Annotated in this window: 25 protein-coding genes; 19 read left to right on the forward strand and 6 right to left on the reverse strand. The window is 35.5% G+C overall.

The window, feature by feature from the left end; translation table 11 throughout:
- From ACTYA4_RS15055 to ACTYA4_RS15065, 3 genes are all read left to right on the forward strand, one after another.
- Positions 1 to 1,047 carry an ATP-binding cassette domain-containing protein gene (locus tag ACTYA4_RS15055; RefSeq protein ID WP_443481254.1) on the forward strand — a complete coding sequence of 349 codons (1,047 nt, stop codon included), beginning with the start codon at positions 1 to 3 and terminating at the stop codon, positions 1,045 to 1,047.
- Between the two features lie 344 nt (positions 1,048 to 1,391).
- Positions 1,392 to 1,595 carry a hypothetical protein gene (locus ACTYA4_RS15060; RefSeq protein WP_443481253.1) on the forward strand — a complete coding sequence of 68 codons (204 nt, stop codon included), beginning with the start codon at positions 1,392 to 1,394 and terminating at the stop codon, positions 1,593 to 1,595.
- Between the two features lies 1 nt (position 1,596).
- On the forward strand, positions 1,597 to 2,277 hold the full coding sequence (locus ACTYA4_RS15065) for a type II toxin-antitoxin system VapC family toxin (protein ID WP_443481252.1): 681 nt from the start codon (positions 1,597 to 1,599) through the stop codon (positions 2,275 to 2,277).
- 105 nt (positions 2,278 to 2,382) lie between these two features.
- Here the strand turns inward: ACTYA4_RS15065 and ACTYA4_RS15070 are convergent, their stop codons facing one another.
- Complete coding sequence (locus tag ACTYA4_RS15070) at positions 2,383 to 4,128, reverse strand: ABC transporter ATP-binding protein (protein ID WP_443481251.1); 1,746 nt, start codon at positions 4,126 to 4,128, stop codon at positions 2,383 to 2,385.
- 426 nt (positions 4,129 to 4,554) lie between these two features.
- On the opposite strand from ACTYA4_RS15070, the gene ACTYA4_RS15075 reads away from it, so the two are divergent.
- The 3 genes from ACTYA4_RS15075 (at position 4,555) to ACTYA4_RS15085 (ending at position 6,888) form a co-directional block, all read left to right on the forward strand.
- Entirely contained in the window at positions 4,555 to 4,734 is a 180-nt protein-coding gene (locus ACTYA4_RS15075; protein ID WP_443481250.1) for a DUF3934 domain-containing protein, read from the forward strand.
- A gap of 552 nt (positions 4,735 to 5,286) precedes the next feature.
- A complete protein-coding gene (locus ACTYA4_RS15080) occupies positions 5,287 to 5,886 on the forward strand; it encodes a cell wall hydrolase (protein ID WP_445505704.1) in 600 nt (199 codons plus the stop codon).
- A 153-nt stretch (positions 5,887 to 6,039) separates the two neighbouring features.
- On the forward strand, positions 6,040 to 6,888 hold the full coding sequence (locus tag ACTYA4_RS15085; protein WP_445505705.1) for an aldo/keto reductase: 849 nt from the start codon (positions 6,040 to 6,042) through the stop codon (positions 6,886 to 6,888).
- A 175-nt stretch (positions 6,889 to 7,063) separates the two neighbouring features.
- On the opposite strand, the gene ACTYA4_RS15090 is transcribed toward ACTYA4_RS15085, so the two are convergent.
- Both ACTYA4_RS15090 and ACTYA4_RS15095 read right to left on the reverse strand, forming a co-directional pair.
- Positions 7,064 to 8,065 (reverse strand): zinc-dependent alcohol dehydrogenase family protein, encoded by a 1,002-nt coding sequence (locus tag ACTYA4_RS15090; protein WP_443481247.1) that lies wholly within the window; start codon positions 8,063 to 8,065, stop codon positions 7,064 to 7,066.
- A gap of 324 nt (positions 8,066 to 8,389) precedes the next feature.
- Positions 8,390 to 9,364, reverse strand: a complete 975-nt coding sequence (locus tag ACTYA4_RS15095) for a YczE/YyaS/YitT family protein (RefSeq protein ID WP_443481246.1) — start codon at positions 9,362 to 9,364, stop codon at positions 8,390 to 8,392.
- Between the two features lie 277 nt (positions 9,365 to 9,641).
- On the opposite strand from ACTYA4_RS15095, the gene ACTYA4_RS15100 reads away from it, so the two are divergent.
- The 10 genes from ACTYA4_RS15100 to pduL all read left to right on the forward strand — a co-directional run bounded on the left by ACTYA4_RS15100 (position 9,642) and on the right by pduL (position 19,168).
- Positions 9,642 to 10,100: a hypothetical protein gene (locus ACTYA4_RS15100; protein ID WP_443481245.1), complete on the forward strand. Its 459-nt coding sequence runs from the start codon at positions 9,642 to 9,644 to the stop codon at positions 10,098 to 10,100.
- A gap of 580 nt (positions 10,101 to 10,680) precedes the next feature.
- Complete coding sequence (locus tag ACTYA4_RS15105) at positions 10,681 to 13,053, forward strand: polyprenyl synthetase family protein (protein ID WP_443481244.1); 2,373 nt, start codon at positions 10,681 to 10,683, stop codon at positions 13,051 to 13,053.
- Positions 13,054 to 13,454: 401 nt separating this feature from the next.
- Positions 13,455 to 14,021 carry a helix-turn-helix domain-containing protein gene (locus tag ACTYA4_RS15110; protein ID WP_443481243.1) on the forward strand — a complete coding sequence of 189 codons (567 nt, stop codon included), beginning with the start codon at positions 13,455 to 13,457 and terminating at the stop codon, positions 14,019 to 14,021.
- A gap of 20 nt (positions 14,022 to 14,041) precedes the next feature.
- A complete protein-coding gene (locus tag ACTYA4_RS15115) occupies positions 14,042 to 14,629 on the forward strand; it encodes a LysE family translocator (RefSeq protein WP_443481242.1) in 588 nt (195 codons plus the stop codon).
- A gap of 66 nt (positions 14,630 to 14,695) precedes the next feature.
- The gene (gene sspO / locus ACTYA4_RS15120) at positions 14,696 to 14,839 is read left to right on the forward strand and encodes a small acid-soluble spore protein SspO (RefSeq protein ID WP_443481241.1); all 144 of its coding nucleotides are present in this window, start codon (positions 14,696 to 14,698) and stop codon (positions 14,837 to 14,839) included.
- 252 nt (positions 14,840 to 15,091) lie between these two features.
- Positions 15,092 to 15,607, forward strand: a complete 516-nt coding sequence (locus ACTYA4_RS15125; protein WP_445505706.1) for a sigma-70 family RNA polymerase sigma factor — start codon at positions 15,092 to 15,094, stop codon at positions 15,605 to 15,607.
- Entirely contained in the window at positions 15,607 to 16,656 is a 1,050-nt protein-coding gene (locus ACTYA4_RS15130) for a DUF4179 domain-containing protein (protein ID WP_443481239.1), read from the forward strand. Before ACTYA4_RS15125 ends, ACTYA4_RS15130 begins: the two co-directional genes overlap by 1 nt.
- A gap of 236 nt (positions 16,657 to 16,892) precedes the next feature.
- Positions 16,893 to 18,119 (forward strand): M20 metallopeptidase family protein, encoded by a 1,227-nt coding sequence (locus ACTYA4_RS15135; RefSeq protein ID WP_443481238.1) that lies wholly within the window; start codon positions 16,893 to 16,895, stop codon positions 18,117 to 18,119.
- Between the two features lie 82 nt (positions 18,120 to 18,201).
- Complete coding sequence (locus ACTYA4_RS15140) at positions 18,202 to 18,405, forward strand: hypothetical protein (RefSeq protein ID WP_443481237.1); 204 nt, start codon at positions 18,202 to 18,204, stop codon at positions 18,403 to 18,405.
- Between the two features lie 193 nt (positions 18,406 to 18,598).
- Positions 18,599 to 19,168, forward strand: a complete 570-nt coding sequence (gene pduL / locus ACTYA4_RS15145; protein ID WP_443481236.1) for a phosphate propanoyltransferase — start codon at positions 18,599 to 18,601, stop codon at positions 19,166 to 19,168.
- 119 nt (positions 19,169 to 19,287) lie between these two features.
- On the opposite strand, the gene ACTYA4_RS15150 is transcribed toward pduL, so the two are convergent.
- Complete coding sequence (locus ACTYA4_RS15150) at positions 19,288 to 19,992, reverse strand: DUF421 domain-containing protein (RefSeq protein ID WP_443481235.1); 705 nt, start codon at positions 19,990 to 19,992, stop codon at positions 19,288 to 19,290.
- A gap of 422 nt (positions 19,993 to 20,414) precedes the next feature.
- On the opposite strand from ACTYA4_RS15150, the gene ACTYA4_RS15155 reads away from it, so the two are divergent.
- Positions 20,415 to 20,636 (forward strand): hypothetical protein, encoded by a 222-nt coding sequence (locus ACTYA4_RS15155; protein WP_443481234.1) that lies wholly within the window; start codon positions 20,415 to 20,417, stop codon positions 20,634 to 20,636.
- A gap of 229 nt (positions 20,637 to 20,865) precedes the next feature.
- Here ACTYA4_RS15155 and ACTYA4_RS15160 read toward each other — a convergent pair whose 3' ends face one another.
- The gene (locus ACTYA4_RS15160; RefSeq protein WP_443481233.1) at positions 20,866 to 21,474 is read right to left on the reverse strand and encodes a LysE family translocator; all 609 of its coding nucleotides are present in this window, start codon (positions 21,472 to 21,474) and stop codon (positions 20,866 to 20,868) included.
- Positions 21,475 to 21,589: 115 nt separating this feature from the next.
- Here ACTYA4_RS15160 and ACTYA4_RS15165 point away from each other — a divergent pair, with 115 nt between their 5' ends.
- Both ACTYA4_RS15165 and ACTYA4_RS15170 read left to right on the forward strand, forming a co-directional pair.
- Complete coding sequence (locus ACTYA4_RS15165) at positions 21,590 to 22,024, forward strand: hypothetical protein (protein ID WP_443481232.1); 435 nt, start codon at positions 21,590 to 21,592, stop codon at positions 22,022 to 22,024.
- Positions 22,025 to 22,325: 301 nt separating this feature from the next.
- The gene (locus ACTYA4_RS15170) at positions 22,326 to 22,610 is read left to right on the forward strand and encodes a DUF3784 domain-containing protein (RefSeq protein WP_443481231.1); all 285 of its coding nucleotides are present in this window, start codon (positions 22,326 to 22,328) and stop codon (positions 22,608 to 22,610) included.
- 278 nt (positions 22,611 to 22,888) lie between these two features.
- On the opposite strand, the gene ACTYA4_RS15175 is transcribed toward ACTYA4_RS15170, so the two are convergent.
- Entirely contained in the window at positions 22,889 to 23,320 is a 432-nt protein-coding gene (locus tag ACTYA4_RS15175) for an Lrp/AsnC family transcriptional regulator (RefSeq protein WP_443481230.1), read from the reverse strand.
- Positions 23,321 to 23,342: the final 22 nt, after the last annotated feature.

Here is a 23,342-nt window from a genome sequence, read left to right on the forward strand (position 1 = left end):
ATGGAGAAGAAAAAATTGGACTATCAGCAAATAAAAGATTGGCAGCTTAGCCGTTTATTAGAGGAGTATTCGTACTTTGAAGAATTTTTTTCTGCGATGGCTTTACCGTTGACGCAAACAGATGTAAGCCTTCAACATTATTTTTTAGGACTTGATCGTGAATTGCTAGAAGATATCGGAATGGATCGAAACGAATTAATCCAGCGATTCGAATATTTTCTCGTACATATGACAGAACTTCAGCAGAGTAATCCAATGAAAGTGGACTCTGTTACCATCATAGGAGGACGAGATAAGGCAGGGGTTCCTGAAACGATTTCCTTAACAATGAAAACGGGTGAAATTGTATGTGTGGTTGGTCCTACAGGTTCTGGAAAGAGCAGGCTTTTAGCGGATCTGGAATGGATGGCGCAAGGAGATACACCTACAGGCCGAAAAATTCTCATCAATAATCAAGTACCCCCTAGTGAATGGAGGTTTTCTCTTGAACATAAATTAGTGGCCCAATTATCGCAAAATATGAACTTTGTCGTTGATATGACAGTAGAGGACTTTATAAAAATGCATGCCGAAAGCAGAATGATGCGTGATCCCGAAGAAAAAACGAAGATGATTATTGAACATGCCAATAGGCTGGCCGGAGAGGAATTTTCTGCTGCAACACCTGTGACATCGCTTAGTGGAGGACAGTCTAGAGCTTTAATGATTGCTGATACGGCTTTCCTAAGCATTTCACCGATTGTTCTGATCGACGAAATTGAAAACGCAGGAATTGACCGGAAAAAAGCGTTGGAGCTGCTAGTGAAAAAAGATAAGATCGTTCTTATGGCTACCCATGATCCAATTTTAGCGTTATCAGGCAGGAAGAGAGTGGTAATTAAAAATGGGGGAATCCATGATGTGATTGAGTCGAGCCCACAGGAAAAAGTGGTTTTAGAGGAACTAGAGCGTTTGGATCATCAGATGATGGCCTTGCGCAATCGGATTCGTTTTGGTGAAAGACTGGATGTCGATTTGAAAAATTTATTTGAAATGAATGAATCATGATAATGGATGTATGTGCCAGGAAATATGGATTGGAAATCATAAGGACTAAAAGAGTGTGTTCGAAAAGGGAGTGTTTGGAATAAATCTGGTCGAAACAGTAATGTTTCGAGTAATGGAGTGTATAGATATACGATATATGGGCAAGGGAAATATTATTTTGTAATATGGCTGCCTACCTCCTCCTTGTTAAAATTGTTATAACTTTCTGAATATAAAATGGCCGATGATGTGGAAAATATTGATAATGATTAATTGAGAATGTATAATAATATAAAGAATTCATACATATCTTTGAATACCGATTTTTATTTAAGGGAAAATTGGTGAGTAGGAGGTGTGACAATATGGTGAATGAGGAGAGTGATGACATGGAAATGACCGCTCCAACTAAAGTTAGAAAGAAAAAACAAAGCATCCTTGAACAAGCTAAGAAAAAATATGAAGATAAAGAAAAAACAAATGCATTAATTAATGTTGGTGGTTCATTAAGTACCAAACATAATTTTGATGTGATAGAAATCTCTAATGATTTAAGGGGTAAACACTAATATGCCATTCCATAGTGAAGATTACGGAAAAGATGTCGTTACCTTAAAAGGTGATGATATCTTTTTTCTTGATACAAATATAATTATTTCATATCTATATAAGGATTCACAGAAACATGAAGCTACCTTGCTTTTTATTAGGTATCTGATATACAAAAAAGTAGTACTATGTATTTCGGAAGTAGTTGTTATGGAGTTACTTAATGGATTAGCAAGAGAATTCTATGTTAGTGATCAAGTTTCAAGTGGTGGTGTTAGCCCGAGTAGTCATCGTAGAAGATGGGGGCAACATATAATAAAAAATGACCCTAGTACTCTTCAAACATATCATGAGAAAGCTAAAAAATTAATAGAACCATTTTTAGATATATGTATTATTGTCGAATCAGATGAAGAACAGGTTCGTAGGGCGTTCGATATTAGTATTTATACTCCTTTAGGTTCAGCGGACTCATTAATTGTAAGCAGTGCTATTGGAATAGAGGCTCTAGGTCTATTATCTTTAGATAGTGATATGGAAAAAGTTAATGAGCTACCAGTATATACAACCACTGTTAAGAATGATAGTTTTAATGGATCGATAATTCTTAGTAAGCTAGATAAAGAATTTAAGAACTACTTAATTAAAGAAATCGGAGATACAGAGTTTAATACTAAGTATCCACTATCTTCATCAAGTTAATTATTATTTTTACATAGTGTTATAAAGATTTTTTAAGATTTAAGTATCAGGCACCATGAATGGACAAATGTTTTTTTGTGGTGCCTGACACTTTTTCTCGGTGAATTAAGCTAGTTTAACCTTATGCAATTGCTGCTCCGCAAATTCACGATACAGGGAATGCGTGTTAAATAGCTGTTCATGTGTACCTTTTCCTGTTATTTTCCCTTTTTCAAGGAAGATAATTTGATCGGAATCGATAACAGTTGATAAGCGATGGGCAATAATGATGGTCGTTCTGCCTTTCATCAAGTTGCTTAATGCTTGTTGCACGACTTTTTCTGATTTGCTGTCAAGGCTTGAAGTAGCCTCATCAAGCATTAATATTTTTGGGTTTCTCAGGAATGCACGAGCGATGGCAATTCTTTGTCTTTGACCGCCTGATAATTTCATACCTCTTTCGCCGACTTCTGTATCAAATCTATTCGGAAGCTCTGATATGAACTGATCGGCATAGGCCATTTTTGCTACTTTTTCTAATTCTTCATCTGTTACGCTTCTTTCCAGCCCGTAGCAAATATTATCCCGAATCGTACCGGCAACAATCGGACTTTCCTGCGAAACGTAGCCAATCTGACTTCGCCAAGAAAGAAGGGTGAAATCATGAATGGACTTTCCTCCGATGGAAATAGAACCTTGCTGCGGTTGATAAAAACGTTCAAATAAGGAGAAAAGGGTCGTTTTGCCGCTTCCGCTTGGGCCGACAATGGCAGTGACCTTGCCTGCTTCCATCTTAAAGTTTATATCTTTTAACACTTCTTCCTTGTTATGATAATGATAATGTACATTCTCTACATGAAGGCTTTGATTCATATTTGGAGCTTGTCTTTCACCATCTGCTTCCTCTTCGGCATCCAAAATAGCACTAATACGTTCGGTTGCACCAGTAGCTTTTTGAAATTGTGTAAAGAAATTTGCTAATTGCGCCATTGGCATGATGATTTGGAAAAGATACATAATAAATGCAACTAAAGCTCCAGCAGTTATCGCACCTGAAGAAACACGCATGCCGCCATATCCTAAAATCAGTACAAGCAGTACCATCATCACAAGGCCTATCACCGGGGCAATCATCGCTTGCACTTTTGCTTCTTTTAAGCCGAATTGAAATAAGTTCGCAATACCTTTTTTTCCACTTTGATATTCTAAGTTTTCCGCATTGGATGCTTTCACAAGGCGTACTTCTGTCAGCACTTGTTGAAGTACGGTAGTAAAGTTTGCAGTCTCATCCTGCATGCCTTTTGAGATTTGATGCATTTTTTTCCCCAACGGTATTAAAATGCCAGCGGAAAGCGGGAGGCATATAAACATCAATAAAGTCATTTTCCAATCCAATACAAATAACACAATAATGGAACCAATAATCGAAATAATTCCTGTAATAAAATTAGAAAGATGTTCCGATATTAATCCTTTTACGACAGCAGTATCATTTGTCATACGGCTGACAGTTTCTCCTGATGGATGTTCGTCAAAATAAGATACAGGCAGTAGGAGTAATTTCTTCCAAAGCTGGTCGCGGATCCCTGCTACTACCGATTGACCGATACGATTTAATAAATAGATCGAAACGCCGCTAACCACTGCTTGAATAATAATGGCAAGCACAAGAAGTATAATTCTTTCAGGAGTTAGTGAATGAAGAGAAAAATCATTGATAAGATTTTTTGTAAATAACGGGACTAATAAACTCACACCCGTTGTCCCTAAACTTAATAATAAAGCAATGCCTATCATTAATTTAGAGGGCTTTGTCTGCTGTACTAATCGAATAAATTGGCGCCATCCAGGCTGTTTTTTTACTTCTGACATTTTAAATTCATCCTTTCAAACATCTTCTTACTAGAGGAGTATACGTCTAAATTATGAATTGAATATGAACTAATTCATTCAGCTTTATGTTTTTGCAAAGAATAGTTTCGTATTTCTATTATTTATTTTTCCCAAGCTGTATGATTCCCTGCAAAATCGCTTCTTTTCCCCAATTAAAACGTTCATAATTTTCTTCTCCGGACGGTAAATCTTCTTTTGCCTGTGCAATCATTGGATAGTCCTTTTCGTTTAACGATTGAAAATCATCTCTAACCTAGCGTGTATATTGTTTTGCTTCTATTATTCATTATACTTTCTTCAATCTTTATATGTTATATTTTATTATGTTTGGTTTTTTTTCTAAGGAAAAGTGATAGGAGGAACAAACTGCTAGTTAATTCTCTAAAGAAGGATGGAGTTGATTTAATGAGCAAGGCAAAGGGCAAGAGTGGAATAGGCAGAGGAACTGGCAAAAAAGGCTGGAACCGCTGGCAAGCTAGTGCAAATAAAGCAAAAAGTGCGAAACCTTATAAAAGCAAAGGCGTAAAACATGCCGATGGTAAAAAAACTGCCAGCAATACGAATGAAGGTTCTTCTGATAATTGATAAAAAGTAGAGGGAACTGCTGATTTTTTATAATAAGATTGCCTGCCCGCTAGTTTTAAACAGGAGGGCGGGCACTTGTGGACTATGTTGATGATAAAACAGAAGTGTTAAATAAGGTTGTTTTCTTAAATGTAGTTGTTTTTTACGTGAAAAAATGGGAGGAGAAGTACTCATCAGACTGAATACACGTAGACTCCTGTGGGAATGCGAGAAAGACGAGACCCCACAGGAGCGTATGCGACGAGGAGGCTCGACGCTCGCCCACGGAAAGCGAAGTGTATTCAGTCTGCGCGTTTAAAAGCAACAATCTATACGAAAACAGCCTTAAATAAAAAGTATATAAAATGGAAACAGAATTAGAACAATTTAGAAGACGATAAAATCCTCAATTGAACATCCCTGCAATAAACCTCATACAAAATTTTCAATTTCTTGTCGATGCTTATCGTTTAAATGGTAATTCTACCAATAATTATATAATGAGAAATACTTGTAAACCTGTTAGCCTTGTATATGGGCCTGTTAGGATTAAAAAAAGCAGGAGGTTTACAATTGATAAAATTATTTATATTAGCTATAACCATTATATTAATTAGTTCATATACTGTTTTTCCTATTACTCATATAAATGCTGAAGAAGTAGATTCTATTCATACTGGTGACACGCTAAAATTATTCGTGGAAAAATTTGGTAGATATAAGGATGAGACAAATTTATTAGACTTTCATTTTTTTAATGGAATAGAAGTAAATTCCCCAATGACGAGGTTCGAAAAGACAGATAATTCTCTTACAATCTCGACCGAGGAAAAGAACTTACTCGCTCGTCTTGTTCACGCAGAAGCAAAAGGTGAGTCATATGAAGGTAAAGTAGCAGTTGCGGCAGTTGTGTTGAATCGTGTGGAACACAAAGAGTTTCCCGATACAATAAAGGATGTTATATATGAAAAGAATGCATTTGAACCTGTTCAAAATGGTTCTATTCATGAATCTGCAGATGAGGAAGCGCATAAAGCGGTTCAAGAAGCTTTGGAGAGTCAAGGGAATGACGATGAGATGCTCTACTTTTACAACCCTGAAACGGCAACAAGTGATTGGATTTTCTCTCGTAAAGTTATTAAGACAATAGGTAATCACGCATTCGCTATTTAACAGGTACGTACAGCATAAAGCTGTGCGTTTTTTTTGTGTACTAACTTTAAATAAACTAGGCACCAATACCAGTTATTATTTTCCATGATTAGTTGCAGTTTGTTAGACTTACCTAATATTGGGTGCTAAACTGATAGTGTTAAGAAAGGGGAGATGATCGTGGTAAATGCAGTTCCAGAAATTACGCTTAATGATGGTTTGACAGTTCCGGCAATTGGTTTTGGTACATACAAGTTGAATGGAGCGGCGGGTGCTAACACTATTGTAAGCGCCATTGATGTAGGTTATCGTTTGCTTGATTCTGCCTTTAACTACGAGAACGAGGGAGCGCTTGGCGAGGCGGTTCGACGCAGCTCGGTTCCACGTGAACAGCTGCGAATTACATCTAAGTTACCTGGACGGCACCACACCTACGATGCAGCAATAACTACTATTCAGGAATCTATTTTACGGGCAGGATTGGATTATTATGATCTTTACCTTATTCATTGGCCAAATCCAAGCAAGGATTTATATGTTGAAGCTTGGAAAGCGTTGATTGATGCGAAAAAATGGGGACTTATCCGTTCAATTGGCGTCTGCAACTTTTTACCGGAACACTTGGAACGTTTAATTCAAGAAACCGGCGTTACTCCAAGTATCAATCAAATTGAACTGCATCCTTATTTTTCACAGGAAAAACAGAGAACGTGGTATAAGGAGCATGGGATTGTAACACAATCTTGGAGTCCATTGGGACGAGCGAATGAATTGTTGCAGGATAAGGATATTCAGGTTATTGCTGATGCTCATCAAAAGTCGATTCCACAAATTATTCTCCGTTGGCATATTCAGCTTGGTGCATTGCCGCTGCCTAAAGCTTCATCGCCAGGACGCCAGCTTGAGAACCTATCAATATTTGATTTCTCGCTAACCGATGAAGAGATGCAGCCGATTGCTAAGCTAAGCCACCCAAATGGACGGACATTTGATCAAGACCCAGCAGTATACGAAGAATTTTAGTGGAGAAGGAAGTTGTTAATTTTTTTAAGGATTTGGTTTCTTTTGATCTGGAAACTAAGTGCTAGTTACCGCAAAAGGACAATTGTCCTTTTACGGTAACTGGTACTTTTTTCTTTATTTCTGTATTGCGCAGCTTCAAAGTAAAGCTTTTTCTCTAGAGGAGTTTTTGAATGGATCACGCCTCTAAATTAATAACTGCTTTTGTGATTTTTTCATTGATGTTGCCAGCCAAAAAGTCAGGGACTTCTTCTAATGTAAATTCATGTGAAAGAAGTGGTTCGATATCCAACAGGGATTTATTAGTTAATAGTTGGATGGCTTCGTTCATGGAATGTGGGTTAATGAATGCACCTTTTATAGTTAACTCATTAAAAAAAATATCGTAGGAGCTAATTTGAATGACGTCATCTGGATTAGCGACGCCAAACATTAGAACTTGTCCACCTCGGCGTGCAGAAGAGACTGCTCGTTCTTGCGTTTTCGTCACGCCGACACATTCGATGACGATATCATATTTTTCCTTTATTTCGTCGTGATGAATTACACTTGTAGCGCCGAGTTTCTTTAGTTGGTCAATTTTTTTCGAATTACGGTTGCTGACATCCACTTTTTTCACACCGCGATTCGCCAAATATTGAATATATAATTGTCCTAAAAATCCATCACCGACCACTAAGACTGTATGATGTGTTTTAATATCGACTTGCTTTAGTGCATGGATCATGCAGCTGACTGGTTCCGCCATGGCTGCTTCTTTAAAACTAAGACTATCTGGTATTTTATATACATTTGTTTCCGGGACGTAAACATATTCAGCCATGCCGCCATCACGGGTTACGCCAACAGCTTCCATATTTTCGCATAACTGAGGCTTGTTATCATGACAATAAGAGCAATAGCCGCAAGGAATGTTTGGATCAATTGTAACACGGTCACCAACTTGAAGACCGCTTTTAACGTTTGGCCCTAGCTCGCTGATTACGCCGGAATTTTCATGACCTAAAATAACAGGGGGATTAGCTTGTGCTGAACCAGGCAATCCTTTGAATAAATGTTTATCTGTACCACAAATGCCGGCGTATTTCATCTTTATTTTGATTTCATTATTTTTTAAAGGTTGATCAGGAATTTCTTGAATTTCCATTTGTTCTGTTCCGGTTAAAACTAATGCTTTCATACAGTTAGAAAGACCTCCTTTATTTTTTTTCTTAGCAGAATCACAACAAAGAAAAACAACCGAATAGAAAAACGATATCCGGTTGTTTTTTTTCTTAAGGCTGTTTTCTCAAAGTTTGTTGTTTTTTACGTGAGAAATTGGAAGAAGAAGTACTCAACAGACTGAATACACGTAGACTCCTGTGGGAATGCGAGAAAGACGAGACCCCACAGGAGCGTATGCGACGAGGAGGCTCGACGCTCGCTAAACGGACGAAGTGTATTCAGACCGCGAGTTTAAAAGCAACAATCTATAACAAAACAGCCTTCTTAAAATAGGAAGTGATTAATGTGAAGTATCAGACTTTTGTTTTGAAGTTTCTCTATCTGGAGTTTCTGTATTTTCTGTTTGCAGTTTTGCTTCTCTTTTTCTCTTCCGCTCCTCATTTTTTAACATTCCGTATAGAGTAGCCGTGTTATTAAATACAGTTTTCATATGATTTAAGGTTGTACGTGTTTGGTTTACTCGTTGTTCCAGTTGTTCATCGGAATAATCGGAAAGTCTTTCTTGTGTGATAACCGTTTGATTGTAGCTGTATTTTACAAGGTTATACGTGTATTTTCCGATATTATCAATGCTAAGTCCGATTTTTTTCCCAGAAGGATGTCTTCCGAAGTCTACTAAACTCGCTACAAGATTTTTGCTAAAACGATGATCCCAGAAGGTGATTAATGGTCCGGCAAAAAAGGAGATGATAATGGTGGCAGGGCCAATAGGTCCCCCTGCAATTAAAGCACCAATCATAAACCCAATATCCTGAGCCATACGACAAAATTTATATTTGATATGTAATCGTTTTGATGCAATAGGGGCAAGTGCATCATAAGGGGCAACGCCAACCTTCGCGGTCATATAGATAGAAGTGCCAAGTGTAAAGAAGAGCAAACCGAGAATACCATTTACTATTTTGGTTAGCAGCGTTGTCTGATAATCAAACACATGGGTATAGAGGTCTGAAAACCAATCGATCATAAATCCAGCACAAACCATATTAATGATGGTGCCAATACCGATTCTTTTCCGGTCTAATAATAATACGATGACAATAATAATCACATTAACACTGAGCTGGAAGCTACCCAAACTTAGGCCAACTTTTTCTGAAAGACCTATATTGATAGCAGTAAAAGGATCTAGCCCCACATGTCCTTGCTTACATAAAGTCGCACCAATTGCCAATATAGCAACACCGATCAACGCCAATATGGACCTGACAAAAATTTCTGATTTATTACGTTGTTTATCTACATTTTCTGACAAAAGAATTCCCTCCGTGTAAATATTATGCCTATTATTAAAAAAAAATCAGCTTCTTTTATGGATATTTTGTTTTTTGTATATGATAGCAACTCCTAAAATTCAAAAGGAAAATTCCATAAAAGTCTATTTTTGTCTATATTTAATTGTAGCAGTAGAAATAGGAAGAAGCAAATTGGAAGGTGTTGGAGATTGAAAATGCTAGTGTTTGACCCTGGGTATAAGAAATAGTAATTTCTTTTCCTTTACGATAAAATAATGGACAAGGAGGTGAAATAAAGTGTCAGAACAAAGATTTGATAAATTAGAAGAAATGATCGCCAGCCTTATTGCAATAACTGGTAATTTAAACAAAAGTGTGCAAGAGCTTAAAGTAGAGCAACAATCGATGAAAGAGGAAATACATGGACTAAAAGTAGAGCAACAGTTGATGAAAAAGGAAATACAAGGATTAAAAGTAGAACAACAGTCGATGAAAGAGGAAATGAAAGCATTTAAAGAAGAACTAACCATATTTGGAAAAGAACAGCAATCCATGCGCAAAGACATCCAAGAATTAAAAGAAGGACAACAATCTATAAAAACAGAACTATTAGAATTTCGTACGGAAAATTTGAAAAGTCATCAAGTAATTCTCCGCCAATTAAATAAAATAGAAGCAGATCAAGATTATACTTGGGAAAAAGCTGCTCTGAATGAAAGAGAAATAGACCGAATAAAAAAACAACTTGAAGTATAATTAAGAAAAAATAAGACCATTTATCACATTTTTTATTGGGGTATTTTGTCAACGTATGAAGTTGCTTATGTAAATAAGTATCTCCCCTAAATATAAACCTTAATAAAACCCACGTTTTTTACAACAGAAATCTCACAAAATTAAAATTGATGTCTTTCCCCCAGTACCTATAGGATTAAGGGGCAGGGGGTCAGGCATAAAAGCGTATTCAATACGGTGAAGTTAGACTACTTATTTAGAAATTAGAAAAGTGCAACCTCTACTAAAAAACATCATTTTTAAAATAATACATAAACATTAATAACATTAATATATGCATTTACAGATGCAAAGGAATCATGCCTTTATAACCTTTCTGGTTATAAAGATGTTATCTTTAGATTATATTTAAATATATTTTGAAAGGCTGTTTTCTCTAAGTTTGTTGTTTTTTACGTAAAAAATGGGAGAAGAAGTATTCGGGCTGCGAGTTTAAAAGCAACAATCTATACGAAAAGAGCGTTTTGAAAAGAAACAAATGCTTGGGTTAAAATATTGGTTTGAATGACATAAGAGACCATGAAATAGAGGTATTTATCGTATGAATGAGGAGTTAATCAAAAATGCCGATGCATGCTACCGGCTGGCTGAGCAAAAGGCTGGTCACTATTTTCAATCACTGTATGAGCAAGTCAGGCAAAAGACTTATGTCCCTATCCTAACAAAAGATATCCAATCTTGGAAACACAATCATATTCATCATCATTCCATATTCTCCTTTATTTCACGGGGAAAGGGGAAGCCTGATTCAAAAGGGTATCACCATTATATTCAATGGCTGGATTACACAGGTAAACTCGATCATTACTTGGACCGTAGCATCTCCTATATTTATATGCGGGATTTGGGAAAATCTCTGAATTCACCTGATACTCAGACTAAAATTCGTCGTGTAGTGGACAGTTTAAAAACTCATCTGACAACAAATAGAGGTGATAAAACGGAGACGTTTAGCATGGTCGGCTTGTACAGGATGGCCCAGAAGGAAGGAGTTGAGTCTACCGTAATCTGGGTGATAAACAAACTAAAGAAGGTATCCTTTAATATTCCAGAGGGGATGGATGCAGCGCAAGCCCAGCGAAAAATTCTAAAAATTACTGCTGGAGTAGTGATGCACGAGATCGAAGAAATGGGAGATGGGATACCGCCTGAAGAACGTACGAAAAAATTAGATAAAGCGATTAAGCTAGGCTTTTACTATGGTTTGACCTATCCGTTTATTGACGACCTTCTGGATGCGAAAGTTTTATCCGCTAATGAGGAAAAACAATATTCCGATTTAATCCGTACCACCCTTATTACAGGATCTGTCCCTGAATTAGGAGAGTGGACTGGAAATAATGATCATCTGATTCAATATATTCATTCGGAACTCCGAGAGGCATTTGAGTATATGAAGGAAAATCATCGGAATGAGACTTGGAAATCATTTCTTGAGCAATCATATGTGTTTTTTCATTCCCAGGAAGTGGACCGTGAAAAGGATTTATCCAATGGAAGCTACACGAATGAAGAGCTTTACATACCGGTAATTTTAAAATCCTCTTCTTCCCGATTGATTGTTCGTTCCTTAATCAGTGCTCCTGAGGATGAGGGCTTTGACAGCCGGACATTCTATTATGGCATTTACAACCAGCTCGCTGATGATTTTGCCGATATGTTTGATGATAGGAAGGAAGGTGCGGTTACACCTTATACCTACTATTTAAAATATCATGATAAGCGGATGGATCTTATCAATCCCTTTGAATTATACTGGACGGTCATCTCTCATTTGATTCATCATGTCTATCACTCAGATGCGAAGACGTGTGAGGTGATTTTGGATCGTGCAATAAACGGTCTAAAACGATTTAAAGAAAAAATAGGAACGAAAAAATACAAGGAAGTGATGGAGCTGTTTGCTTCTGGAAATCCAACATTCAATCGCATCATCCAACAGATGGTTCGAAAAGCAGATGATGTGGATTTCTTTGATAAACTGCTTCGGGATCATATGATTAACACACTAAAAAAAGAACGGAAGGAACAGGAAGAATTTTTAGATACGATTAAAACTGTCCGCACTCAAATCAACAACATCTTAACGATTCCTAAAATCGATAATAATTCTTTGATGAAGGAGTGGATAATTGATGCTGCAAATTACAGTCTGGATGGCGATGGGAAGCGGTTAAGGCCAATCGTGGCTTGGGTTATGGCCGTAAACGAATATGGATTAAAAAGCTCAGCAATTGTGCCGCTGTTGAAATCATTAGAATATATGCATACTGCATCGTTAATCTTCGATGATCTGCCATCTCAGGATAATGCGTCGATCCGCAGGGGGCGTCCAACCGTGCATGAAGTGTATAACATTGCAATAGCAGAATTATCGGGTCTTTTTCTGACCCAGAAGGCGATTGAAGAACAAACATCACTTGACCAATTCGATGCGAAAACGGTGCTGAAATTAATTCAATATTCGGCCCAAATGACAGGGGAGATGTGCAAGGGGCAGGCGATGGACTTGGATTCTAGAGGGAAATTATTGACACTGGAACAATTAAATACAATCTGTTTTTATAAAACGGGGATAGGATTCGAAGCTTCCCTGATTATGCCTGCTATTCTCGCAAATGCAAAGGACTTAGAAATAAAAGTGTTGAAAAAATTTTCCTATCATGCCGGCATTGCTTTTCAAATTAAGGATGACTTGCTTGATGTAGAAGGCAATCTGAATTTACTCGGAAAAACCGTTGGAAAAGATGCAGAAAACGACCATTCAACTTTTGTGTCCATCCTTGGTTCTGTTGATGCCAAAAAAGCAATGTGGGAACATTACTGTCTCGCAATGGAATCGCTGCAAGAAGTGCCGCGCAACAGCCCTTTTTTAAAGCATTTATTGAATTATATGGTGCATCGGGACCGTTAAGGGTTTGTTAAATTCATGGTTTAATTTTACTTAATAGTTTGCGAAACGAAGTGTCAGTCTCCTTGAATAGACCAATGTCATTTTGGTGACTGATACTTTTTTTGCTGTATTTTTGTAGTTTTAATAAGGTGGGATAGTATAATAAATCAAAGAATATGATTAAAATTAATTAGAAAACCTTGATCGAAAATAAACATTATACGGAAAAACGACAGTAGAATTTAAATGAAAATAAAAATTGATAGGTTAATTTTTAGCTTTTTTATCAATCAAAATAAGAAAGGACAAGGTGTGTCATTTTAACGGCATACCTTTTCTTGTTTTTAGTGCTGACTACAATTTCGCAAAAATGTTTCATATATGATAAAATTTGTTTAACTTATAAAACGTCAAAAGGAAAGGTGATTTTTATCGAAGAGTCCATACATATTCGTATTGGCAATAATATTGAAAATATACGAAAAAAAAGAGGAATCAGTTTAGATAAACTTGCAGAATTAACAGGTGTTAGTAAAGCAATGTTATATCGTATTGAACAAGGAACTTCACAGCCAACGGTTACAATCGTTTGGAAAATTGCTTCAGGTTTAAACATCTCTTTTTCTTCCCTTTTAAAGGAGAATGAAACTAAAATTTCGATTGTTCAGAAAAAAGAAGCGGATATAACAGAGGATAATGGAAAATGTCTAGTATATTTATTATTTCCATTTGATCCGCAAACCCAGATGGAAATATTTACGGTTACTTTAAAAGCAACGGGCAATTACATTTCTGAGCCACATAATAATGGAGTTCTAGAATATATTACAGTCGTTTCAGGGGAATTGAAATTAAAGATTAAGGATATGTTTTATTGCTTAAAATCTGGTGAAGCAATAAAGTTTGAAGGCAATGTTACTCACCAATACATCAACGAAACAAATGAGGGCACTGTATTTCAGGTCGTAATGCATTATCCAGAAACTTAACTTTATTTAAGGAGGCAAGTATGTCCATATTATCATTTTTATTATTTGTTTTTGTCACTAGTTTTACGCCAGGACCCAATACTATTATGGCTATGTTATTTGCAAACAAGTATGGGTTAAAGAAGACCATTAGATTTTGTCTAGGAGTCGGTACCGGTTTCTTTTTGATCATGATACTGTGTATTTACCTTAATGTTTTACTTAAAAGCATTCTGCCGAAGATTGAACTGCTTATGACAATTCTTGGTGTAATGTATATGTTATATCTTGCATTAAAAATTATGATGGCTAAAAATGTTGAAAATGATACGGAAGAACAGAAAGACAATAACAATTTTATATCGGGCATCTTATTACAATTCATAAATCCAAAAGGAATTCTATTTGCCCTATCAGTAGTTTCAACATTTATTCTACCCTATGACCCTTCACATTTGGCCTTATTATTCTATTCCTTGCTTTTGGCTTTTATTGGTTTTGTTAGTACCTTTTGTTGGAGTCTATTTGGCTCTCTTTTTCAAAAATATTTATCTGCTTTTAGAAAACAATTCAACATTATTATGGGGTCTTTGTTAATAGTTAGTGTACTTTCTATTCTTATAAAATAGGTAGTTTAAAATGCGTACATAATTATTATCCATGTTAGGTAAAATACGTGATGGAGGTGCTTGAAGATGACCAAATCGAAGAAAAACTTGAATAGTGAAAAACAAGCTGTAAAAGGGAACTTGTCCAACCAATTTGATCATGAATTTGCAAATGAACCGCTGACAGCAGCGGAAAAGTTAAATAATAAAAAGACAAAAAAACGACAGTAGTATTTTTTGATGTTTCCAGCTATCTGATGGAAATGGAATTTTTTATCGTAGAAAAATAAAAGTCGACAGAAGGTTTATTTCTTGCTTTTTTTATCAATGATAATGGATGTAATGGGTGTGTCATTTGTGGCACACCTTTTTGATGTCTTTATAATTGTTCTTATATTATTTTAAAATAATTATTTTTTGTTTTTTTTGAAACGTTTTCGCAATTTGTAGTGTCTAACGGTTAGAAAAAGAGGCGGTGAGTACATGTCGATGGATAAAAAAATAAACAAGGCTAAAAGAGGAAATGAAAAAGCATTTCAAGAGTTAGTCGAAATGGAAAAGAGCAAGCTCTTTCGAATGGCTTATTTATACGTGAAAAATGAAGAAGATGCGCTTGATATTGTACAAGAAACAATTTGTAAAGCTTTTATTTCTATAAAGCATTTAAAAGAGTCATCTTATTTTTCTACATGGATAGCGAGAATTTTAATTAATACGGCAATAGATTTTATTAACAAAACTAATCGTTTGGTTTCACTTAGTGATGCGGATGGATATATTCATGATCAAAATCTTCACATGGAAGAAAAATTGGATTTAGTAGAAGCAATTAAGCGGTTGGATATGCATTATAAGACTGTGATTATTTTTAGGTACTATAAGGATCTAACAGTAAAACAAATTGCCGAAATATTAAATTGTCCAGAAGGAACGGTCAAAACTCGATTGCATAGAGCAATCCATCAATTGAAATCGGATTTAAAGGAGGGATGCATCTGATGAATGATTTTCTAAATACCAATGTAAAAAAAGAGATAGACAATATAAAAATTCCTGAAGACAAATTGAACCAAGTGATGAAAAATGCCATCAAAACAGGAAAAAGGAACCAACGAAATCTGCCCAAAAAAGTATTCTACATTAGCAGTGCAGCAGTGTTATTGTTTTCTCTATTTATTGGTTCTGCTTTTGTTTCTCCCGTAATGGCGAAAGTAGCAGCAAAAATTCCATACTTAGGACAAATTTTTGAACCAAAGGCTAGTATATCGGAAACCATTTCAAAAGAATTAAGAGCGGAAGGCTATAATACTTCTGTAATAGGGGTGATTTATCCAGAAAAAAAATTATATATCACGATTTATGGGTCTAAAGAGTATTATGATTCGGTGAAAAATGATGTAAAGAAAATAGCAAAGAACATCCTGCTTTCAAAAGATTATGATGCTTATACTCTACAAATAAGAAGAGATAATGGTAAGGATTCAAGACGACTTAAGGAAACAAAGATGTCAGAACAGGAACAGAAGGAATTCGAGAAAACGACGAAGGAATTTAATATTATTCATCCTGTTATTCAAAAGGAATTAGCAGCTAGGAATTTCAATGTAGCTTCTTCAATGAGTTATGATCCACAAACAATTATCCTATATATACCTAACACGGAGAATAGAACCGAAGAACTAAAGCAAGTAGTAAATGATATTTTTAAACGATATAAAATGGAACATGTTTCTTTAAGCATAAAAAAAGTAGATATGGTAAAAAGGGATCAAGAAAAAAGGTTGATTGACATCCTTCATATTATTGAGGAAGATTTAATGGGCAAAAAAGAATATAAAGTGCATATGCTAGGCTATTCTGTACATCTAAAACCACAGATTTTAGTGTATACCACATTGTCTAGTTCAGACAAAAATGCAAAAGAGTTTGGCAAGCAGCTTGAAAAAGTCATCGATGATTTTCTTTCATCTGATTCAATAAAAGAAAAAGTGAAAAATGATCCTTATGAAATTAAGATTTATAGTAAAAACAATCAGCGAATTAATTAGCTTGTTTTATTCAAAGAAATCAAATTAAACAATAAATCAGCATTTTTAAAAGACGTTATAAGTAAAAATGACTCCTTAAGCATTGTCTTTAGGGGTCTTTATTTTTGTTTTCAACGATTATATTTTGTATACTGTTTTTATATATTTAATTTTCGGAAAATAAAGAAAGATGATTGCAGTCGATAAATTAGACGACTGTTCAATCTTCTTAAAGCTACGACATAGGAGGAAGGTATATGCTGAACATTTGGAATCAACAATTGGAAGAAATGTTTGACAAAATGGTTGAATGGCGCAGACATATGCATCAATATCCCGAACTTACAAATCAAGAGTATAAGACTTCCAAGCTAATTGCTTCCATCTTATCTGGATATGGAATTGAAAGAAGGACAAATGTTGGCGGCATGGGAGTAGTCGGCATTATTAGAGGAGCAAAACCTGGGAAAACAATTGCATTAAGGGCTGACTTTGATGCGTTGCCTATTCAGGACGAAAAAGAAGTTCCATATAAATCTAAAATCGATGGTGTTATGCATGCCTGTGGCCATGATGGACATACTGCTATTCTTTTAGCAGTGAGTAAAGTATTGCAGGAAAATAGGGAACAATTAGCTGGAAATGTAGTTCTGCTCTTTCAGCATGCTGAAGAAGGCGGCGGTGGAGCGAAGAAAATGATTGCAGATAATTGTTTGGAAGAAGTAGATATTGTCTTTGGCAACCACTTATGGAGTTTAATTCCTACAGGAACGATTTCATATACAAAAGGATATACAACTGCTGCAGGGGATTTGTTTCAAATAAAAATAAAAGGGAAAGGGGGACATGGTTCTTCCCCCCACGATACGATAGATGCTATTGCTGTTGCCGGTCAGTTGATCAACCAGCTTCAATATATTGTTAGTCGAAGAGTTCATCCTCAGAAAACAGCTGTTATATCCATTGGATCTATTCATGCTGGGGATGCTGCTAATGTAATTGCAGATACAGCTGTTTTAAAAGGAACGGTCAGAACGTATGAAAAAGAAGTGCAGCAATTAGTAGAAGCTGCTATGAATGATGCTATTAAAGGCATATGCTTAAGTTCGCAGGCTGATTACGAATTTGATTACTATCATGGTGTATCAGGTGTTTACAATCATCCTGAAGAAACAGATGTATTTTCCAGTTCTGTTAAAGCATCTTTGCCAGAATTGCAAATTGAAGAGGCGCCTGCCCTATTAGTTAGTGAAGATTTTGCCAACTATCTGGAAAAGAAACCAGGTATGCTATTTTTTACAGGAGCAGGTAATGAATCAATAGATGCTGTTTATCCACATCACCACCCTAAATTCGATTTCGACGAGAGGGCGATGATTAATGGAGGAAAGGCAATGTTAGCGAGTGTAGATCATTATTTAGTAAAAAACGCCATAGAGACAGTTGCGCTATGTGAAACAGCAGGAAGTGAAGATAGACATTAATCTATTCTTTTATGAATGAGACTTTTTTATCGTACATAAAATTAAACCAAAAGTTTACCCTACTTTATAGGAGGTGTAAACAATGGTGAATAATAAAGATTCCAATATGCCTGACTTTGACAGTTTAGATGATCGAGTTATTGCAGAAGGCAATGAGCAGCCAGTTTTTTCAGTAAATACAAATCTGGACCCCAAAAATTCATTAGAGGACAATCCATATTTTGATAAAACAAAAAAGTACAGTAAAGAGGAATTAGAAAAATTTAAAAAGTTCTTCGGGGGTTAAAAATTGGTGCCAAGGTATGTCTATCAGATGCTGCCTTGGCAAAAACAAACTATTCGTACATACAAATTGAACTTTATACTAGCGGATGTAATTGAATAGCAGCAGGTTGACTGAATCAAATATAGGATGAAAATTAATTAACCATCATCCATTAGGGGAAAAGTAAAATACAATATAAAAAAGGAGTTCAAAAATGATGCAAATCCCTATTGGTGTATCGAACAGACATATTCACTTAACAAAAGAGGATTTAGAAAAGCTGTTTGGAGAAGGCTATGAATTGACTAGCAAAAAGGAATTATCACAGCCTGGTGAATTTGCGGCTGAAGAAACGGTGACGATAAAAACAGAAAAATCGGAGATAGCTAATGTGCGAATTCTCGGACCGATTAGAAAAGCGACCCAAATTGAAATTTCGAAAACGGATGCTTTTCACCTAAAGATCAATGCGCCAATACGTTCCTCTGGTAATATCGATGGTACGCCCGGAATAACTATTATTGGTCCAAAGGGGGAGTTGACGATTGATAAAGGAGTCATCATTGCAGAGCGCCACATTCATATGACGACAAAAGATGCTGAAACATTTAATGTGGAGGATGGACAATACGTTCGTGTGAAAGTGAGTGGAGAAAGAGAACTGATTTTCCATCAAGTATTAATTCGTGTAAAAGACACTTACGCTTTAGATATGCATATTGATACAGATGAAGCTAATGCAGCAGGGATAAAAACGGGAGATACGGGAGAATTATTAAAATAAAAAATGGTAATGGGTTTTTCTCATTGACTGAGTGATAGCGGGGATAGCAATAAAATGTGAAATTTTTATTGCTATCCTTTTTTAGTTTCTATGTTTAAGCAATATTTCTTAGGTGTCATTTATCTATACAAAAAAATTTTCAGATTATCCTCATGATCAATCGTTGCTAATAGGATATCATTTATTTTCGAATTGCAGCTAGTGTTAATTTTGTTTTTTAACCAGTCTTCATTTTTGCCCATTTGGTCTAGCTGCTTCTTATCAATTTTTCCATCTAGTATAATGGTTCTCGGAAATGTAAAGGGTTTTGTTGCTAGATGCATGACATCTGGTGTTACTGTTTGGTAGGCAGGGGATAAAAAAAACGAAATAGTGCCATCAGGCTCCCATAGAGCAAGGGAAACGTTTTGAACATCTTTAATTTTATTTTTACGCAGCTCTGACAATAAAATATCAATCGATATCCTTGCCCTAACTAAATTTTTATAATGAATTTGCCCATTTTCTATGATAGCATAGGGTGGTTTATCAAAAAAGATACGCAGCTTGTGCCATTTTAAGGTGGAATATACACCAATCAAATAGAGTGTCATGAGTACTGTTATCGTTATCATCGATCCTTTTAATCCTAGTTGTTCATCAGACAAAGGGTGGGCAATGACATTTCCAATAACTAATGAAACGACAAAATCGAGTAATCTTAACTGTGAAATAGATCGCTGTCCCATTATTTTTGTCACAAAAATTAAAAAGAAGAATGATACAATAGCTCTTAAAATCCATTGAATAGAAGTAAGCGATTCTTGACCGTGAAAAAAATCCATGAAAACCCCAATCCCTTTTTCTTTTTATTATCCACATACTCTTCTCCATTTATTACATTTAAGCCAGAGTATTGTTTTACAAAAACGATTCATGAATGGTTAAAAGTGTTCAGAATTTGTTCAGAGCAATTTTATATAATGATGAAATACATGGAAATGAAAGGTTTGAAATTATTAATAGATAAGGCTGTTTTCGTAAAGATTGTTGCTTATAAACTCGCAGCCTGAATACACTTCGCTTTCCGTGGGCGAGCGTCGAGCCTCCTCGTCGCATACGCTCCTGCGGGGTCTCGTCTTTCTCGCATTCCCACAGGAGTCTACGTGTATTCAGTCTGCTGAGTACTTCATCTCCAATTTTTTATGTGAAAATAACAAATTTTGAGAAAACAGCCATAAATAAAAAGCAGTTAAGGGGCGATTTCATGCATCAATCTATTATTCAATTATTTAATGTTGTAAAGGAAATTGATAAGCTAGCAATGGAGAATCCAGCTGTTTTTATGTTTTTGGAACAAAATCAACTTTTAGCTTCTATTAATGAGATTGTGATGGCGGGGAATGAAAGGGAAATAAATGAAAAAAACTTTTGCAGCTACTATTTTTTTAGTAATAAAGGATTTGCGCAAAACGATATGAAAGAATAGAAAAGTTAAAAAGTTTTTTAAAGATTAAGCAGTTATTTAAACTAAAGTCAGTGCCAGGGAACGCCTATATGACGTTTCCTTTGCATTAACTTTTTAATGAATAACAATAGGGGAAGGAGGAGGGTAGTTTAGGTTGTAAAAATTCATGTTTTCTTTATAGTCATTTGACTCACCCATCCAATACTCCTAATCCACTAAACAATTAATAGAGAACAAATAAATAGCATGCTTATCTAATTACCATCAAGATTGCTGCGCCAATCATCAATGCACCTGCTAATCGATCAAAATGTATCTTAAAGTTTGGGGAAGAGAACATTTTTTTCGTAGCTACTCCTATCAAACTATACCCGATCATAATAATAAGCATCATACAAACAATGATGAAACACAGTATAATATAGCTGTTTAATGTCACATTAGAGGCATCAACCACACCTGGAAGGAGAGCTATATAGAAAACAATGGCAATAGGATTAGAAAGAGTCAATACAAGACCCAATCCTATTTCAATAGTCAAATTTATAGGGTTTGAATTTTTTTTCATTTCAAAGACCTTACTAGCATTTCTCCATTTTTTAATGCCTAGCCAGAATAGATAGGCTGTTCCAAAATATTTTAACACCACGAATATAGGTCCAAGTATTTCCGCCAAGGCAGTTAAACCGAGAATTGCTGCTGTTAGCATGATTAATTTTCCAATAATAATTCCTAAAGCAAGAGGCAAGCTTGCAAAAGGTCTGCCAGACAGAGCTCTAGATAAAATTCCTAAAGTTTCTGGACCAGGTGTTGATGCAGAAGCTGCAAAAACTAAAGCAAAAATCGTGTATTCTGCCATGATCATAACCTCCAATTAAAATCCATTCCAGATTTATACTAAAAAAAGTGTTGTTTTCACTCTATTTTAAAGGGTGATGGATAGAACAGTTGAATCATTGTAGAACAGATTAATTATGAACATTAATCACACATATACTGCGATGGCTCAAATGTTCCTTATCAAAGAAATGGTAAAAACGGAAAAGTGGCGTATGGTTAGTGATGATGATATGGTGCTGAAGTCCGCAATAAAAAAGGCTTTCTCGGTTGAGATTCAGCAGGGAAAATTACATCATTTTATTAATACCTTTGACAAAACACTTTCGAGAGAAGCAGCTTTCCAGGAATTTATTGATTCAAATAAGTATCTAAGGGATTGGGCAGAGTCCAATGGTTTATCGGAACAATCTGATTATGAAATAGCTGTAGAATATTTGAAAAGGAGACTAGCTGTACACAAGTTTTACGAAACAAAAATTGCACCAGACGGGACCCATTATAATGTCCATAAATCAAATAAGATTGAACATCGCTATTGCGATGGCAGACCGCGGGAGCCGTTACATTGATGTTCTTACGGATTCCTCAAAGTTATCAAATGAGCATTTAGCCAAGACTCATTGTAAGAGCTAATGACAATTCAGTGAATGCCTTTTTGCAGGATATTAGGCGTAGCTTATCCATTTTGGAACGCTCTTTGGTAACTTCAAAATCCAGAGGTATTATCGTTATAAGTGTAGAATTATGATAAGAGTTTGTGAAGTGATTCTTAAACTAATGAGTGCATTAGTTGAATAAAAAGGGAACTTTTTTTATCTAGAATCGTAAATAAAGTATCGGGAAATAATTTCGGTTTTGGGAGGTTCAAAGATGGACTACGGATTATTAATTATTGGTATAGCTCTTTTACTTGTTTCATACTTGGCAGCTGTGAAAAAGCAAACGTGGTTATTAGCTGGGTTTAATGAAAAAAACATTAAAAATAAATCCATATTAGGTAAAGTTACAGGGGGAGCTTTTTTTCTACCGTTAGGATTGTTAGTAGTTATCCATAGTTTTATTGACTACCCTTATGAAGCAACTGTTATTGTAGTTGCTATGTTGGTTTTATTAACCATTACGCATGTATTTATCAATAGAAGGTTGCTCGATTAATTATTCTTAATGGTCCGTTGGTTGAACAGGCAGCAAAAATAAATAAAGAGAAGTGCTCAGTTCATATATGAACTGAGCTATTTTATTTCTTAAAACAAAAGGCACAGCATTTTGCGGTGCTTTTTGATATACATTTTACTTTACATTTTTAATTGCAAATTTACGTTTTGCGATAGGAAACGGAACCCGTTAACATAAGTTCCTCTCTTTTTTATACTGACATTGAACGTTTTTAAAACTATCGGAAATAACGTATTTAGGGATTTAATTTCTTATACTTAATTCGAAGGTAATAAAGGTTTATAGTCTATAGGTGAAGAGAGAGAAATTAAGGTAGTTGAATTACCATATTTCATACTTTCATTTTCAAATAATTCAATTGCTTTGGTTGAATCTACAACTACCTTAATTAAATAATTATATTCTCCACTTATTCGATGACATTCAACAACTTGTGGATTCTTTTCACAATAATCCACAAAGTTATTGCACTGAGTTGTACGGAAAAGAATAAATGCTACAGTGAGTTTACCGATTTTTTCATTAGAAACAATAGTTCTATAGTTTGTTATAACCCCTTGTTCTTCCAGTCTTTTCACTCTTTCAGTTACCGCTGGCTGCGATAAGCCAATTAGTTTACCAATCGAAGTCATTGATAACCGAGCATCTTCCTGTAAATGTATGAGAATATCTTTATCAATGCTATCCATATTAAACCCTCTCCTTATATAT

The organism is Niallia yueguangensis, assembly GCF_052663115.1.

What these genes read in the sequence shown, in the direction of transcription:
- ACTYA4_RS15055 (WP_443481254.1), top strand. Translation starts at nt 1, where the DNA reads ATGGAGAAGAAAAAATTGGACTATCAGCAAATAAAAGATTGGCAGCTT.
- ACTYA4_RS15060 (WP_443481253.1), top strand. Translation starts at nt 1,392, where the DNA reads ATGGTGAATGAGGAGAGTGATGACATGGAAATGACCGCTCCAACTAAA.
- ACTYA4_RS15065 (WP_443481252.1), top strand. Translation starts at nt 1,597, where the DNA reads ATGCCATTCCATAGTGAAGATTACGGAAAAGATGTCGTTACCTTAAAA.
- ACTYA4_RS15070 (WP_443481251.1), bottom strand. Translation starts at nt 4,128, where the DNA reads ATGTCAGAAGTAAAAAAACAGCCTGGATGGCGCCAATTTATTCGATTA.
- ACTYA4_RS15075 (WP_443481250.1), top strand. Translation starts at nt 4,555, where the DNA reads ATGAGCAAGGCAAAGGGCAAGAGTGGAATAGGCAGAGGAACTGGCAAA.
- ACTYA4_RS15085 (WP_445505705.1), top strand. Translation starts at nt 6,040, where the DNA reads ATGATCGTGGTAAATGCAGTTCCAGAAATTACGCTTAATGATGGTTTG.
- ACTYA4_RS15090 (WP_443481247.1), bottom strand. Translation starts at nt 8,065, where the DNA reads ATGAAAGCATTAGTTTTAACCGGAACAGAACAAATGGAAATTCAAGAA.
- ACTYA4_RS15105 (WP_443481244.1), top strand. Translation starts at nt 10,681, where the DNA reads ATGAATGAGGAGTTAATCAAAAATGCCGATGCATGCTACCGGCTGGCT.
- ACTYA4_RS15115 (WP_443481242.1), top strand. Translation starts at nt 14,042, where the DNA reads ATGTCCATATTATCATTTTTATTATTTGTTTTTGTCACTAGTTTTACG.
- sspO (WP_443481241.1), top strand. Translation starts at nt 14,696, where the DNA reads ATGACCAAATCGAAGAAAAACTTGAATAGTGAAAAACAAGCTGTAAAA.
- ACTYA4_RS15125 (WP_445505706.1), top strand. Translation starts at nt 15,092, where the DNA reads ATGTCGATGGATAAAAAAATAAACAAGGCTAAAAGAGGAAATGAAAAA.
- ACTYA4_RS15130 (WP_443481239.1), top strand. Translation starts at nt 15,607, where the DNA reads ATGAATGATTTTCTAAATACCAATGTAAAAAAAGAGATAGACAATATA.
- ACTYA4_RS15135 (WP_443481238.1), top strand. Translation starts at nt 16,893, where the DNA reads ATGCTGAACATTTGGAATCAACAATTGGAAGAAATGTTTGACAAAATG.
- ACTYA4_RS15140 (WP_443481237.1), top strand. Translation starts at nt 18,202, where the DNA reads ATGGTGAATAATAAAGATTCCAATATGCCTGACTTTGACAGTTTAGAT.
- pduL (WP_443481236.1), top strand. Translation starts at nt 18,599, where the DNA reads ATGATGCAAATCCCTATTGGTGTATCGAACAGACATATTCACTTAACA.
- ACTYA4_RS15150 (WP_443481235.1), bottom strand. Translation starts at nt 19,992, where the DNA reads ATGGATTTTTTTCACGGTCAAGAATCGCTTACTTCTATTCAATGGATT.
- ACTYA4_RS15155 (WP_443481234.1), top strand. Translation starts at nt 20,415, where the DNA reads ATGCATCAATCTATTATTCAATTATTTAATGTTGTAAAGGAAATTGAT.
- ACTYA4_RS15160 (WP_443481233.1), bottom strand. Translation starts at nt 21,474, where the DNA reads ATGGCAGAATACACGATTTTTGCTTTAGTTTTTGCAGCTTCTGCATCA.
- ACTYA4_RS15165 (WP_443481232.1), top strand. Translation starts at nt 21,590, where the DNA reads ATGAACATTAATCACACATATACTGCGATGGCTCAAATGTTCCTTATC.
- ACTYA4_RS15170 (WP_443481231.1), top strand. Translation starts at nt 22,326, where the DNA reads ATGGACTACGGATTATTAATTATTGGTATAGCTCTTTTACTTGTTTCA.
- ACTYA4_RS15175 (WP_443481230.1), bottom strand. Translation starts at nt 23,320, where the DNA reads ATGGATAGCATTGATAAAGATATTCTCATACATTTACAGGAAGATGCT.